12 protein-coding genes are annotated in these 13,984 nt (G+C 65.6%); 8 read left to right on the forward strand and 4 right to left on the reverse strand.

Annotation, left to right across the window (positions count from 1 at the left end; translation table 11 throughout):
- Positions 1-68: 68 nt before the first annotated feature.
- Positions 69-1,388 (reverse strand): MFS transporter, encoded by a 1,320-nt coding sequence (locus tag ODR01_RS11965; protein ID WP_316977891.1) that lies wholly within the window; start codon positions 1,386-1,388, stop codon positions 69-71.
- A gap of 646 nt (positions 1,389-2,034) precedes the next feature.
- Between ODR01_RS11965 and ODR01_RS11970 the strand changes: the two genes are divergently transcribed.
- The gene (locus ODR01_RS11970; protein ID WP_316977892.1) at positions 2,035-2,784 is read left to right on the forward strand and encodes a GntR family transcriptional regulator; all 750 of its coding nucleotides are present in this window, start codon (positions 2,035-2,037) and stop codon (positions 2,782-2,784) included.
- A 201-nt stretch (positions 2,785-2,985) separates the two neighbouring features.
- On the opposite strand, the gene ODR01_RS11975 is transcribed toward ODR01_RS11970, so the two are convergent.
- The 3 genes from ODR01_RS11975 to ODR01_RS11985 all read right to left on the reverse strand — a co-directional run bounded on the left by ODR01_RS11975 (position 2,986) and on the right by ODR01_RS11985 (position 4,958).
- The gene (locus tag ODR01_RS11975; protein ID WP_316977893.1) at positions 2,986-3,630 is read right to left on the reverse strand and encodes a LysE family translocator; all 645 of its coding nucleotides are present in this window, start codon (positions 3,628-3,630) and stop codon (positions 2,986-2,988) included.
- A gap of 95 nt (positions 3,631-3,725) precedes the next feature.
- A complete protein-coding gene (locus ODR01_RS11980; protein ID WP_316977894.1) occupies positions 3,726-4,697 on the reverse strand; it encodes a hypothetical protein in 972 nt (323 codons plus the stop codon).
- Positions 4,698-4,733: 36 nt separating this feature from the next.
- Entirely contained in the window at positions 4,734-4,958 is a 225-nt protein-coding gene (locus ODR01_RS11985) for a hypothetical protein (protein WP_316977895.1), read from the reverse strand.
- Between ODR01_RS11985 and ODR01_RS11990 the strand changes: the two genes are divergently transcribed.
- From ODR01_RS11990 to ODR01_RS12020, 7 genes are all read left to right on the forward strand, one after another.
- On the forward strand, positions 4,958-6,769 hold the full coding sequence (locus tag ODR01_RS11990) for a flagellar hook-length control protein FliK (RefSeq protein WP_316977896.1): 1,812 nt from the start codon (positions 4,958-4,960) through the stop codon (positions 6,767-6,769). The genes ODR01_RS11985 and ODR01_RS11990 overlap by 1 nt on opposite strands.
- Positions 6,770-6,780: 11 nt before the next feature.
- Positions 6,781-7,467: a flagellar hook assembly protein FlgD gene (locus ODR01_RS11995; RefSeq protein ID WP_316977897.1), complete on the forward strand. Its 687-nt coding sequence runs from the start codon at positions 6,781-6,783 to the stop codon at positions 7,465-7,467.
- 82 nt (positions 7,468-7,549) lie between these two features.
- Complete coding sequence (locus tag ODR01_RS12000) at positions 7,550-9,655, forward strand: flagellar hook-basal body complex protein (RefSeq protein WP_316977898.1); 2,106 nt, start codon at positions 7,550-7,552, stop codon at positions 9,653-9,655.
- A gap of 489 nt (positions 9,656-10,144) precedes the next feature.
- Positions 10,145-10,441: a CtrA inhibitor SciP gene (sciP, locus tag ODR01_RS12005; RefSeq protein ID WP_316977899.1), complete on the forward strand. Its 297-nt coding sequence runs from the start codon at positions 10,145-10,147 to the stop codon at positions 10,439-10,441.
- A 136-nt stretch (positions 10,442-10,577) separates the two neighbouring features.
- Entirely contained in the window at positions 10,578-12,209 is a 1,632-nt protein-coding gene (gene fliF / locus ODR01_RS12010; protein ID WP_316977900.1) for a flagellar basal-body MS-ring/collar protein FliF, read from the forward strand.
- A gap of 12 nt (positions 12,210-12,221) precedes the next feature.
- Positions 12,222-13,241 carry a flagellar motor switch protein FliG gene (fliG, locus tag ODR01_RS12015; protein WP_316977901.1) on the forward strand — a complete coding sequence of 340 codons (1,020 nt, stop codon included), beginning with the start codon at positions 12,222-12,224 and terminating at the stop codon, positions 13,239-13,241.
- Between the two features lie 3 nt (positions 13,242-13,244).
- On the forward strand, positions 13,245-13,973 hold the full coding sequence (locus tag ODR01_RS12020; RefSeq protein WP_316977902.1) for a FliH/SctL family protein: 729 nt from the start codon (positions 13,245-13,247) through the stop codon (positions 13,971-13,973).
- Positions 13,974-13,984: the final 11 nt, after the last annotated feature.

The raw sequence follows: 13,984 nt of genomic DNA on the forward strand, positions 1-13,984 counted from the left end.
TTCCGGCGTTGCCCCCGCGCTTGGGAAAGGCAGCCGAGCCGCACCCGGAACTGAACTGTCCGGGCGGTTCACTTCGCCGGTTTGATCTGCGAGAGGGCCGCTTTCCGTCTTGTGAAAAAGACGTGCATGATCACCAGGTTCACGAATAGCGCGGCAACGCAGCTCACCATTCCAAAAGTGAAGCTGCCGGTCATGTCCTTGCTCCAGCCCAGATAGTAGGGACCGACGAACCCGCCGATTCCCGCGCCCATGTTGATGATGGCCGTCGAAGCGGCGACGGCCTTCCTCCCCACCAGCATGTTGGCCGCCGGCCAAAAGTTCACCTGGAAGCCGTTCAGGCCCATGACGACGGCGCAGATGGCGATGACCGCTACCAGGGGTGTCGTCGCGGCCGGGAAGCAAGCAAAGCCTACGATCGCCAAGACGAGAGGGACGACGATGTGCCAATGCCGCTCATTGTGGGCGTCGGCATGACGTCCCCAATACAGGAGCACAAGCATTCCCAGCAGGTTGGGGATGAACGCCAGCCAACCGATCACTTGGTTGTCCAGAGCCTGCCCGACCGCCTTGATGAGGGTGGGCATGAAAAAGAGCATCATCCAGTAGCAGAAGCCGAACAGCGTGTAGCCCAACAGGAACAGCAGGATCTTGGGCTGCACCACTGCCGCCCAAACGGTGATGGAGTGGGCGGGGCCGACGTTGGCTGCCCGATCTTCGGCCAGCACTCCCGCCAGCCACTCCTTTTCGGCTCTCGAAAGCCAACCGGCTGTTTCCGGCCCGTCGGCGATGAAGGTCAGTGTGAAGACCGCCCAAACGCAGGTTACGGCTCCTTCGAGCAGGAAGAGCCACCGCCAGCCGGGCAGCCCCATCATGTCGAGGCCGAGCATCCAGCCGGCGAACGGTGCCCCCAGGGCAGAGGCGATTCCCCCGCCAAGCAGGAGGACGGACGTCGCGGCGCCCATAGAGTTGCTGCGGAACCAGTAGTTGATCATCAGAACCATGCCCGGGAACGCTCCGGCCTCGAAGACACCCAGCATGAAACGCAGGACGAACAACTGGTAGTCGTTCTGGGTGAAGCCGGTAAGGACGGTGGTGATGCCCCACAAGAAAAAGAGAGGCGTCATCCATTTTCGGGTGCCGATCTTCTCCAACAGGATGTTCGACGGGATTTCAAGGAAGGTGTAGCCGACGAAGAAGATGCCGGCGGCGAAACCGAATGCGGTTGCCGAAAGGCCCAGATCCCGGCCCATTTCCAGCTGAGCAAAGCTGATGTTGGCTCGGTCGAGAAAAGTGAAAAAAGAGCCGGCAGCAAGGTAGAGATACAACCGCTGTCTGATTTTCTTCATCGCCGACCGTTCGACGGCGGTGGCTTCCTCACAAATGGACATTGCCCTGTTTCCTTTCTTCAGACGTACCCTGTCGTAACCGGCGCCTGATCAATCTGATGAAGGGCCGGCACTTGCCGTGTGTCCGATTCCGGTTGCGGCAACGAGGGAGGCGTCGGCCGGGGCGCTCCTCGGATCGGACGGTGCGATGACGATCCGGCGCCAGGATTCTCTTTGCTCCCGACACAAATCTCTCACTGCCAAGATCATTCCACCCCCCTTGGGGCCGCCAGCCCCGTCCGACTCCGCATGGTCCGTTCCGGATATTCCCTCGGCGGAAACCGAGGTGTGGCCACGCCACGGCAATGTGACAAAACCCAATCGCCGCGGCCCAGGCGGCACCTCCCGGGACTTCGGATGCCCTTGCTTGTCGAAGCACATATCGCCTTCCCGGAAAAAAGGGAGCTATTTTTCGTTAACGGTTTTCCGTTAACGGTTAACTACGCTGAATTATGCATAAATATGCGGCACGTTCAAGGGCCTCTCATTTTCCCTTTAAACCCGCTGTATCTGGCCGAAGACGCTGGAATTTGCCGGCGTGGGGCATTGCCTTGACCTGCCGCGGCGGATATTTATAGCGTTGGTCCGTCATTCGTTAACCGACGACGGGCATCGAACGACGATGAGAAAGAGGAGCGAGACGCTCGGCATGAACAGGCGGGACGATGTTTTTTTCGGGAGGGGGAGTCTTGCTGGCTTTCCCATGCAGAATGAGGGAGGGAGCCCCCGGCCGGAACTGGCCGTTTCCGAACAGGTGAACCGGGGCACGCTCCTCGGTGACAAGGCGGCCGATCTCCTGCGGCGGAAGATTCTGAATGGGGAACTTCCCCACGGAACCCGGCTGGTCGAGGATATCTTGGCGAAGCAGATTGGGACCAGCCGCGGTCCGTTACGCTACGCTTTTCAATTGCTGGCCCGGGAAGGGCTGGTCACCATCACCCAGGGAAAGGGGACGTATGTCGCCGGGCTAAGCCGCGAAAGCGTCGAGCAGCTTTACGACGTGCGGCTGGTGTTGGAAACGCGCGCCGTCGAACTGGCGACGGAAAACATCGGCGAAGAGGGCGCACCGGAACTGCAAATCCTGGTCGACAGGATGGTGGAGGCGGAACGGAATCACCAAGCCGCCGACCTAGTGGATGCCGATGTCAATATCCATCGGACGATTTGGGCGCTTTCGCGGAACTATCACCTCATCCGGGTGCTGGAATACATGATCGGGCCCTGCATTACCCTGATGACCATGAGCCTCACCGACTGGGATGAATGGCATCGTATTGTCGAAGGCCACGTGGAGGTGGTAACGGCCATTGTCTCTGGAGACAAGGTCGCGGCGGTCAGGGGCTTGCAACGGACCTTTGCGGCGCTTCCCCAGGGGCCGTTTCCCCCCTCTCATATCTAGGGCCGGAGCGCATCCCGGAGCCGCCGGTTCCATCGACGCTGCACATTTTTGCGTGGTGCGAGTAAATATCATTCTGTTCAGGCGCGATGCCTGGACTGGGGTCCGGTCCCTGACCGGCTCCCGCGTCCCCCAGACGTGAAGCCTCCCTGTAAAACTCGCCGGGCCCCTCGTGGGTCCGGTTTTTTTGTGGGTAATTGCGGTCTAGCGCTGCTCGGCGGCCAGCCGGAGGCCCAGGGCCACCAGCACGGTGCCGGTGATGCCCTCGATGGCCCGCCGGATGGCGGCGCGGCGCAGGAAGTCTCCGGCCCTGGCGATGACGGCGGCGTAAAGGGCGAGCCAGCAAAAGGTCATGGCGGCGAAGACGGCGCCCAGGGCCATGAGCGCCGCGAAGGTGGCGACGCCCCCCGGCACGAACTGCGGCAGCAGGCTGGCGAAGAAGACCGCCATCTTGGGATTGCCGAGGTCGCTCACCACCCCCTGGGCGAAGGCGGCGGCAGGCGCAAGGCGGCGGGCCGGCCGGGTCTCGCGCGCGGCGCCCGGACCGGGGGCGCCGGCCGGTGCCGGGCGGAGGGCGGCCCTGAGCGCCTGGAGGCCCAGGAACACCAGATAGGCGGCGCCGGCGTACTTCACGGCGAGAAACAGCGGTTCGGAGGCGACCAGCAGGGCCACCACGCCGGCGCTCGTCGCGATGGCCCAGATCGTCTGGCCGGCGGCGATGCCGGCCGCCGTGAAGACGCCCGCCGTCCGCCCGCCCAAGAGCGTGTTGCGGATGGTGATGGCGGTGTCGGGGCCGGGCGTGACGATGACGACGATCGAAACGCCGATGAAAGCGAGAAAGGTGGCCATGGCTTAGCGGCGCCTCCCCAAGCGAAATCCCTGTCTTCTCCATGTGGGAAGGGGCCCCCGGCGGCGGCAAGGGCGCAAGCGCGGCGGTTCGCCCCCTAGAAAAGGATGCCGCGGCCGGTGCTGTCGAGGCCCTTGAGCGGGCAAAGCTCCATGTACTCGTCCCGCCTCGCCCACTGCTCGGGGAAGGTCAGCGCGACCACGTTGTCGGCCTCGTGGTCGATCATCTCGAAGGCGCCCTTGACGATGGGGTTCCTGGCGCTGGCCGCAAAATGCAGGAAATAGGCGTTGCGGAAGGCGGCGTTGACACACAGGCGCAGCAGCGCCGCGTGGTCGGGGACGAGGTCCTCGTTGAACAGGAACGGATAGTGCTCGGCAGCAACCGACGACCACGTCACGTTGAAGCGCGGATCGATGTATTCGGCCCGGCCGCTGACCTGCAATTCGTAGGACAGCGGCGTCTGCTCCAGGTCCATGTAGTCGCGCTCGTACTTGAGATACACCTCGGCCAGGAAATCGCCGTGGGCGGCCGGCGAAAAGACCAGGACGCCGGTGTTGATCATCCGCCCGGCCGGCTCGGGGAAACCGAAGAAGCGATAGTATTCGGCGAGATCGCCATCGGTGACGGTCACCTTCTCCACGCCCTCGGGAGCGGCTCCCCGCTTGCGGTCCGAGAAGTGGTTGAGGATCAGGTAGCGCGCGTGGAGATTAAAGATGTCGTCGGCCCGATAGAAGCTGTCCGAGCCGTCGACCACCCCGATGCCGCCGCCCTTGACCTGCGAGAACAGGCAGGGGGCGAGGCGGTCGTTGATCAGGATGTCGCCGTCCATCCAGGCCAGCTGCCGGTACTCGCGCAGCTGCGGAATCATGCCGATCAGAAGCTTCTGCCAGTGGATCGACTTGCCCGCCGGGTCGCGCTTGGCGTCGATCGGCTCGGTCAGCAGGATCAGGTCGTAGCCGTGCCTGCGGCAGTAGCGCTCCCAGTTCGGGCGCGTGTGGCGCACGAAATTGGCGACGTAGCCGTCGCCGATGGCCAGGGTGACGATGGCGCGCTCGCTCGACTGTTTCATGATCGGGGCCCGGCTGCTTGAAAAGGCGCCGGCATCCTAGCAGCGCGCCCGTCGCTTGCCCATGCCCGCCGCACCGCCGGTCGGCATTTCGTGCCGCTCGGCGCTGGTCATTTTCTGCCGGGCGGCAGCGGCGACGGCCCGCCCCCGGATTGGGGACCCGCAAAAACTGGATTGTTTTTCAACGACTTGCCGGAATTTTTCCGGTTGGCCCAGTGTTTGCTCGGAGAAGCCCGACCGATTTTGCACGAACAGGTATCGCAATGAACGTTTTTGCCGTTCCGTCGAAGACCCCCCAGAAAGGCGAATCCCTTTCGCACGACGCCACCACGGGCGACGCCGTCCAGGGGCTCATCGCCACGTTCAGCGATATGCTGCGCAATGCCAGCGTGCGCATGCAAAGCGACGCCGGCAGCCTGACGTCCCAGACCAAGGCCGAGACCCGGGCGGCCGCCCGCGACGCCGAAGCGGCCGAGCGTCCCCGGGAGTCGCGCTCCGAACGCCGCGACGAGGCGACGACGGCCTCCGCCGAGAGGACGAGCCGCGAGCGCGAAGCCGGGCAGCGGACCCGCAAAAACGATACGAAGCCGGCGGAGGAATCCGCAGCTTCCGAAAAGGCCGGCCGGGCGAAAACGCCCGCGTCGGCCGCCCCGGAAGAAGACGCCTCCGCCAGGCCCACGGATGGCGCAGAACGTCCGGCCGAACCGGCGGAAGCCGCCCCCGACACGGCGGCCACCGGCGAAGCCGCGGCCCCCGTCGATCCGGCCGCGCCGCAGGATGAAGCCGTCGCCGCCGTCGATCCGGCGGCCGTGCCCACCGAGGCGGCGCCCGTCTCCGCCCCCGCCGATTTCGTTGCCAGCGTGCTGGCGACCCAGCTATTCGCGCAAAGCCCGGCGACCGGCGCCGACCCCGCATCCGCCGCCGCCGACACGGTTTCGGCCGTCGACGACCTGTCCGTGGCAGTGATCGCCGCCGGCCAGGGCAACGCGGCCGCCGATGCCAAGCTGGCCGCTGCCACCGCCGCCACCGTCCCGGCCGCCACCGCCGCCACGACGGCCCCGGCCACCCCGCAAGCCATCCTTGCCGGCGCCAACGCCGCCGACGCCCCGGAGGGCGAGGCCCAGACGGCCGGCGACACCCACCTGAACGCCGCCGACCTCAAGGTCCAGCAGGCCGCCGCGCTGTCGCGCCTCACCGGCAGCGGCAACCTCATCGCCGTTCGCACCGCCGTCGCCGAACCGTCGGCGCAGCTGGTTTCCCAGCCCGCCGCCACCCTGAGCGCGCCGATCATCGCCGCCACTGCCGAGCCCGCCACGTCGGCCGCCCCGGCGACGGCACCGGCCGCCCAGGCCGCGCCGCTCAACGCCACCGTCCAGGCCGCCCTGGCCGGCACCGAGGCCAGCCCCCTGGCCGCCCAGAACCAGCAGGCCGAGGCCCAGATGGCCCGCGCGACGGGCGCCTCGGTCGCCGCCGATGCCGCCAAGACCATCGTGCAGGCGGCTGGCCCAACCGCCTCCGCCGGCATGCAGACCTCCTCGGGCGGCGGCGAGAGCCTGGCCGGCAGCGGCGCGCAGGCCGCGCTCCACACCGCTTCCGCTTCGCATGCCACGCAAGCCCAGGCCGCCAGCCAGCCGCGCTTCACGGTGGCGCAGCAGGCCGCCGTCGATCAGGTCTCGGTGCAGATTTCCAAGGCCGTCAAGGACGGCGTCGATCGCATCAACATCCAGTTGCGCCCCGAACACCTGGGCCGCGTGGATGTCCGCCTCGAAGTCACCGACGGCCGGGTCTCGGCGACGGTAACGGCCGATTCCAAGGAAACGCTGGACATGCTGCAGAAGGACGCCCGCGAACTGGAACGCGCCCTTCAGCAGGCCGGGCTTCAGACCGACACCGGCAGCCTCAACTTCAGCCTGCGCGGACAGCAGGGCCAGGGCCAGGAGGGCGACCGGCAGGTAACCGGCGGCCGTTCCGGCCAGGAGACCCTCGCCGCCGATGAAACCACCGCCGAAACCCCGGCCTGGATCGATTATCCGGGTGGCATCCGTCCCGACGGACGGATCGACATCCGCGCATAGGAAACGAGATCATGGCTATTCTCTCGGGCATTTCCGGAACCGACGCCGCCTCCACCGGCCAATCAGGCCAGGCGAAAGACAAGCTCAACGACGACCTGAACAAGTTCCTCAACCTGCTGGTCACGCAGTTGAAGCACCAGGACCCGCTGGAGCCGATGGACGCCACCGAGTTCACCTCGCAGCTGGTGCAGTTCGCCAGCGTCGAGCAGCAGATCTACGGCAACGCCCATCTGGAAGACCTGATCACCCTGCAACAGACCACGCAGGTGGCTTCCATGGTCGGCTATCTGGGGACCACGATCGAGGCCAAGGGCAACGTCATGAATCTGGATGAGGGCGAGGCCAAGTTCTCCTACGCGATCGGCCAGAACTCCAAGTCGACGACGATCACCATCAAGGACGAAGACGGCAAGACCGTCGCCACCCTGACCGGCAAGACCGAGAGCGGCTATCACGTCCACGACTGGGACGGCAAGGACGAGCAGGGCAACCAGCTTCCGGACGGCGTCTATACCGCGGTGGTGTCCGCCGTCGACAACACCGGCAAGACGCTGGAGGTGTCGCAGACCGTCTTTGGGCGCGTCACCGGGGCCGGCGCCGAGAGCGGCCAGGTCGTCCTCTATATGGACGACGTCGCGGTGCCGATGGCCGCCGTGCTGTCGGTCAACGAGACCAAGACCGCAACGACCACGCAGTAAGGAATCGCCGGCGGACGGCATCGTCCGCCAGATGAGATGAATTCGCTACGCGGGACGACCGCAAAGCCGAAGGAGTGATGAAATGAGTTTGTTCGGTGCAATGTTTTCCGGCGTGTCTGGCCTCACGGCCCAGAGCAGCGCCATGGGTGCGGTGTCGGACAACATTACCAACGTCAGCACCATCGGCTACAAGAACACCGACGTCAATTTCCAGACGCTGGTGACCAAGCAGGTGTCGGCGACCTTCTATTCGGCCGGCGGCGTGCAGTCCAAGCCCCGCCAGCGGACCGAGGTGCAGGGCCTGTTGCAGGCTTCCACCTCGCAGACCGACATCGCCATCTCGGGCCAGGGATTCTTCGTCGTCAACGAGGCGGCGCGGCCGACCAACACGGATCAGTTCCTCTATACCCGGGCCGGCTCGTTCATCATGGACGACGAGGGTTATCTCAAGAACACCTCGGGCTATTACCTGCAGGGCTGGCCGACGGATGCCGCCGGCGTCGTGCAGGCGGTCGACCCCATCACCAACCCGATCCCCAACCAGAACATCGTCTCGACCGACTTCCTGCAGACCATCAACCTCAGCCGGGTCGGCGGCACCGCGGCGGCAACCACCACGATCGCCATCGGCGCCAACCTGCCGGCCAACGCCAGCACCTACGACCCGGTGCTCGCCACCGCCCAGGACGGCTTCCAGAAGACCGACGTGCAGTTCTTCGACACGCTGGGCAACGCCGGCACCTTCAGCGTCTCCTACATGCGCTCGGGACGCGCCAACCAGTGGGACGTCGACATCGTGCCGCCCTCGGGCACCACAGTGATGACCCTTTACGACAGCACGCCGCTGACGCCGCTGGTTTACGACAGCAAGGGCCTGTTGGAATTCACCGACCGCCCGGCCGACGGCGCGACGATCACCATCGACGGCACCACCTACGAGTTCGACACCGACGCAACCATCACCGCCGGCAACACGGCCGTCAACATTGCCACCGCCACCACGCTGTCCGATGACGTCGCCCGGCTGCTGACAACCATCCAGGCCACCGATACCGACTTCGACGTCGGCTATGAGCGGGTGACGCTGAGCCCCAACTCCCCGACCGCGCTGCTCTTCCACGAGAACGGCACCGACGCCATCTCGGTGAACCCGGTCGGTCTGTTGGATGTCGACGGCAACCCGGTCACCAAACAAACCTCGGCCTTCAACGTGCTGAAGCAGAATGCGGCCTACGCCGACAATACGCAACTCACCTTCAGCGCCCAGGTTGCCGACGGCGAAACCATCGTCATCAACGGCATCACATACGAGGCTGACGATGACGCCAGCGTCGTCGAAACAGCGACGCTGAAGCGATGGAATATCACGGGCAACGCTTCGGTGGCTGACGACCTCGCCGACCTTGAAAACACCATCGAACTCAACGATCCACAGATGTCGGGCAACCGGGTGCGCATCCGCCGAAACGACAACAGCGCCGCCAACAATACCCTGGTCTTGTCGTCGCTGCCCAGCGGCAGCTATTCGGTCGACGCTTCCGGCATCGCGACCGCGCCCACACCCCCCGATGGCGGCACCTTCACCAACGTCGCCGCGATCGACGTGAATACCCTCTACGGCCTTCACTTCGACGTCGACGGCCTGCCGGAATCGGTCAATGTCGGATCGCTGGAGATCCTGGGCTTCGCCAGCGGCGCCGCCGATATGAACGGGGCGCTGGGCAACAGCCCGCGCATCGCCATGGACTTCGGTACCCTGGGCGAGGCCGACGGCATGACCCAGTTCGGCGCTTCCTTCACCCCGGTCTTCATCCAGCAGAACGGTTCACGCTTCGGCACCTTCGCCGGCGTCACCATCTCGCCCGAGGGCCTGGTCACCGCGCTGTTCGACAACGGCGAGACCCGCAACATCTTCAAGGTTCCGATCGCCACCTTCGTCAACCCCAACGCGCTCGAGGCCCGCACCGGCAACATCTGGAACGCCACCGAGGCGTCGGGCGACTACACGCTGCGCGTCGCCGACAGTGGCCCCGCCGGCGCCGTCACCCAGGGCGCGCTCGAGGCCTCCACCGTCGACATCGGCGAGGAGTTCACCAAGATGATCGTCGTGCAGCGCGCCTATTCGGCCAGCACCAAGATCATCCGCACCGCCGACGAGATGCTCGATGAACTGACGAGGATCAAGTAACCCCTTTTTTCCGCAAGTCCCAACTGTCCCAAACCCAGGCTCCGGGGCCGGTGCCCACTGCCCCCGGAGCCACCCAGCCAGGAAAGGAAGACGCCAGAAGTTTCCGCAAGTCCACTGTCCCAAGCCCGGGATTCCGGGACCGGCACCCAACCGTCCCCCGGCATCCCAACATCGGGCCGGACCGTGGCAAGACAACGGGTTTCCCAAACCCACTGTCCCAAGCCCAGGGCTCCGAAGGGGTTTTCCGCCCCCTTCGGAGCCCAATCCTTATTCGCCGGAACGAGGCCTGGATTGCCCGGACGGAGCCGGGTAATGACGGCAAGTGAAGCAGCCTTCCCTGATTCGTCATACCCCGGCGAAGTCCGGGGTATCCAGTTCTATCGGAGGACCGGGATGCGCCGACAAGCCCGCGCTAGGAATTCGTTAAGGTGGGCGGGTTACTCTTTCCTTCAACGCATCCTCGTATAATCCAACGCAAGAAGGCCGACGATGAACCAGGCCCTGGCCACCCCCCGTTCCTTGCGCCCAGTCCCCTCCCCTGCGGCGCCGGCCGCCCGGACGCTGACCTTGGACGACCTGCCGCCCCCCGATACCGGGCGCTGGGTCCGCCGCCGCAAGGCCGACGTCGTCGCCGGCGTGCGTGCCGGGCTCATCTCGCTCGACGAAGCCTGCCGGCGCTACGCGCTTTCCATCGAGGAGTTCCTGTCGTGGGAACGCCTGTGCGACGCGGACGGCCGGCAAGGCCCCGACGCCACACGGCATGCGAGAGGCCGCTCCCCGGCCTGAGGGCTGGCGGTAGGCAACTTTTGCCCACTGTTAACGACTCTTTCACGATCCCCCCCTTAGTCTGCCAACGCTGGCCCCATGGGCCGACCCGCCGACGGTCATGGCGGCGAGAAGTCGTTTTAGGCGAGGAAATTTCGTGGAAACCCTTCTGCAAACCCTCCGCAATCTGGGCCCGATGCGCCTGTCCATCATGGGCGGCGTCGTCTTCGGCCTCATCGCCTTCTTCATCTTTCTGTCGACGCGCCTGGCCAGCCCGCAGATGGCGCTTCTATACGGCGACCTCGACACCAACGACGCGACCCGCATCGCAGCTCAGTTGGACGCCCAGTCCGTTCCCTACGAGCTGAGGAAGAACGGCACCGAAGTTCACGTACCGGCCGATCAGGTTTCGCGGATGCGCCTGACCATGGCCCAGCAGGGGCTGCCGAGCGGCGGCACCGTCGGCTATGAATTGTTCGACTCCGCCGATTCCCTGGGCTCGACCGACTTCGTCCAGAACATCAACCTGGTGCGGGCGCTGGAAGGCGAACTGGCCCGCACCATCGGGGCCATCGAATCGGTCCGCTCGGCGCGCGTCCATCTGGTCATGCCGCGCCGCGAACTGTTCAGCCGCGAAAAGCAGGAACCCAGCGCGTCCATCGTGCTCAAGATGAAGGGCATCTCCCGGCTCGACCGCGGGCAGGTGACGGCGATCCAGCACTTGGTCGCCGCCGCGGTGCCGAAGCTGACCCCCAACCGCATTTCCATCATCGACGACAAGGGCAGCCTGCTGGCCGGCGGCTTCGAAGACCTGAACGATCCCGCCACGGCGGCGGTCAAGACCGAGGAGCGCAAGCGGACCTACGAGAACCGCATGGCCCGGACCGTCGAAGAGCTGCTGGAGCGCGCCGTCGGCTTCGGCCGGGTACGGGCCGAGGTGCGCGCCGACATGGATTTCGACCGCATCAGCACCAGCGAGGAGCAGTACAATCCCGACGGGCAGGTGGTGCGCTCCACCCAGACGGTCGAGGAAAACTCGAGCAGCCGCGAAGCCGATCCGCAGTCGGTGACGGTGGCCAACAACCTGCCGGACCCCAACCAGATCGGCGGCGGGGCTTCGGCCACGTCGGCGGAAAGCCGGACCGAGGAAACCGTCAACTACGAGATCTCGAAAAAGGTGGTGAACCACGTCAAGGAGATCGGCTCCGTCAACCGCCTGTCGGTGGCGGTTCTGGTCGACGGCGTCTATGCCCCCAACGGCCAGGGGCAACGGGCCTACACCCCCCGCCCCGAGCAGGAGATGACCCAGCTGGCCAACCTCGTGCGCAGCGCCATCGGCTTCAATGCCGCGCGCGGCGATACGCTGGAAGTCATCAACATGCAATTCGCCGAGCCGGACACACCGGTTGAGGCGCCGCTGGTTCTGTTCCTCGGCCTCAACAAGCAGGACATGCTGCGGATGGCCGAGATCCTGGTCCTCAGCATCGTCGCCATCCTGGTCATCCTGCTGGTGGTGCGGCCGCTGCTGACGCGGGCCTTCGAAGCCCTGCCGGTCGCCTCCGCAGCGCCCGCCGAGGGCCGCCTGCTGGCCAATGAAAGCATGCCGGCCCCCGCCCTGGCCGGGCCGAGCGAGGCGCCGGATCAGGACGATTTCGAGGAGCTCATCGACATCGACCGTGTGGAAGGGCGAGTAAAGGCGTCGTCCGTGAAAAAGGTAGGCGAGATCGTCGACAAGCACCCGAGCGAGGCATTGGCCATCGTCCGGGCGTGGATTTATCAAGAAACCTAAGGGGAACGTCACGTGGCACGGGTCAAGGAAGACTTTCGGACGCTGACGGGTCCCCAGAAGGCCGCCATCTTCATGCTGGCGTTGGGCGAGGACCATTCGGCAAAACTTTTCGAGATGATGGACGACGAGGAAATCCGCGAGCTGTCGCAAACGATGGCCAACCTGGGCACCGTCAACGCCGCCATCATCGAGAGGCTGTTCGTCGAATTCGCCGATCAGTTGTCGAGCTCGGGTTCGCTGATCGGTTCCTACGACAGCACCGAGCGGCTGCTGATGAAAACCCTGCCGGGCGACCGGGTCTCGCAGATCATGGAGGAAATCCGGGGCCCCGCCGGACGCACCATGTGGGACAAGCTGGGCAACGTCAACGAGGCGGTGCTGGCCAATTATTTCAAGAACGAGTATCCGCAGACCGTCGCCGTCGTGCTGTCGAAGATCCGGCCCGACCACGCGGCGCGGGTCCTTTCCGTACTGCCCGAGAATTTCGCCATGGAAGTCATCATGCGCATGCTGCGCATGGAGGCGGTGCAGAAGGACGTGCTGGATCACGTCGAGAAGACGTTGCGCACCGAGTTCATGACCAACCTGGCCCGCACGTCGCGCCGCGACTCGCACGAGATGATGGCCGACATCTTCAACAACCTCGACCGCTCCGCCGAGAACCGTTTCATGACGGCCCTGGAAGAGCGCAACCGCGAGTCCGCCGAGCGCATCAAGCAGTTGATGTTCACCTTCGACGATCTGATCCGGGTCGACGCCACCGGCATCCAGACCCTGCTCCGCCAGGTCGAGAAGGATCAGCTGGCGATGTCGCTGAAGGGCGCTTCCGACGAGGTCAAGGACCTGTTCTTCGCCAACATGTCGGAGCGCGCCGGCAAGATGATGCGCGAGGACATGGAGGCGATGGGCGCGGTGCGGCTGCGCGACGTCGACGAAGCGCAGGCGGCGATCGTGGCGGTCGCCAAGCAGCTGGCCGAGTCCGGCGAGATCGCCATTTCCGGCACCGGCGAAGAAGACGAGTTGGTGTACTAGCGCATGGCCGCCATCCGCAAATTTCTCTTCGATACCGACTTCGCCCCGAGGGAGCCGGCGCCGCCGGCCAACAAGGCCGAAGAGCCGGCCGCGCCCGCCCCCGAGGCGCCGCCGCCGCCGGTCTTCAGCGAGGAGGACGTGGCGATCGCCCGCAGCGAGGGTTTCGCCGCCGGCAAGCGGGAAGGCATCGTCGAGGCATCGGCCGCCGTCGAGCGGCAGATCGCCGAGACCCTGGCCCGCATCGAGGGCGGCCTGCCCGATCTGTTCGCGGCCCAGCGGCAGGCGGCCGAAGCCTTGCAACACGACGGCATGACGGTCATCCGGGCGCTGGCCCGCAAGACCCTGCCCCGCCTGGCCGAGGACAACGCCTTGGGCGAGATCGAGCACTTGGCGGGCGTCGTGCTCGACCGCCTGCGCACGGAGCCCCGGGTCGTCTTCCGGGTCAACGACGGCCTGACGAGCGCGCTCGACGAAAAGCTTACGGTCCTTGCCGGAACCAAGGGGTACGCAGGCGCCGTCGCCGTCATCGGCGAAGCCGGCATCGCGCCCGGGGACTGCAAGATCGAATGGAGCCAGGGCGGCGCCGAACGCCAGGCCGCCGCCATTCTGGACGAGATGGATCGGATCATCCAACGCAACACGGGCGGGTCCGGCAGCATCGCCGATGTCGCCGACCCGGCAATCGCCGAGGGCAGGAACGAACCCGTCGACGAAACACCCGACGGGAACTGATTGAGGAGACG

This window comes from Shumkonia mesophila, assembly GCF_026163695.1.
Lineage (GTDB): Bacteria > Pseudomonadota > Alphaproteobacteria > Rhodospirillales > Shumkoniaceae > Shumkonia > Shumkonia mesophila.

Excerpts from the sequence above, each read along its gene's own strand:
- ODR01_RS11965 (WP_316977891.1), bottom strand. The coding sequence starts at position 1,388 with ATGTCCATTTGTGAGGAAGCCACCGCCGTCGAACGGTCGGCGATGAAG.
- ODR01_RS11970 (WP_316977892.1), top strand. The coding sequence starts at position 2,035 with ATGAACAGGCGGGACGATGTTTTTTTCGGGAGGGGGAGTCTTGCTGGC.
- ODR01_RS11975 (WP_316977893.1), bottom strand. The coding sequence starts at position 3,630 with ATGGCCACCTTTCTCGCTTTCATCGGCGTTTCGATCGTCGTCATCGTC.
- ODR01_RS11980 (WP_316977894.1), bottom strand. The coding sequence starts at position 4,697 with ATGAAACAGTCGAGCGAGCGCGCCATCGTCACCCTGGCCATCGGCGAC.
- ODR01_RS11990 (WP_316977896.1), top strand. The coding sequence starts at position 4,958 with ATGAACGTTTTTGCCGTTCCGTCGAAGACCCCCCAGAAAGGCGAATCC.
- ODR01_RS11995 (WP_316977897.1), top strand. The coding sequence starts at position 6,781 with ATGGCTATTCTCTCGGGCATTTCCGGAACCGACGCCGCCTCCACCGGC.
- ODR01_RS12000 (WP_316977898.1), top strand. The coding sequence starts at position 7,550 with ATGAGTTTGTTCGGTGCAATGTTTTCCGGCGTGTCTGGCCTCACGGCC.
- sciP (WP_316977899.1), top strand. The coding sequence starts at position 10,145 with ATGAACCAGGCCCTGGCCACCCCCCGTTCCTTGCGCCCAGTCCCCTCC.
- ODR01_RS12020 (WP_316977902.1), top strand. The coding sequence starts at position 13,245 with ATGGCCGCCATCCGCAAATTTCTCTTCGATACCGACTTCGCCCCGAGG.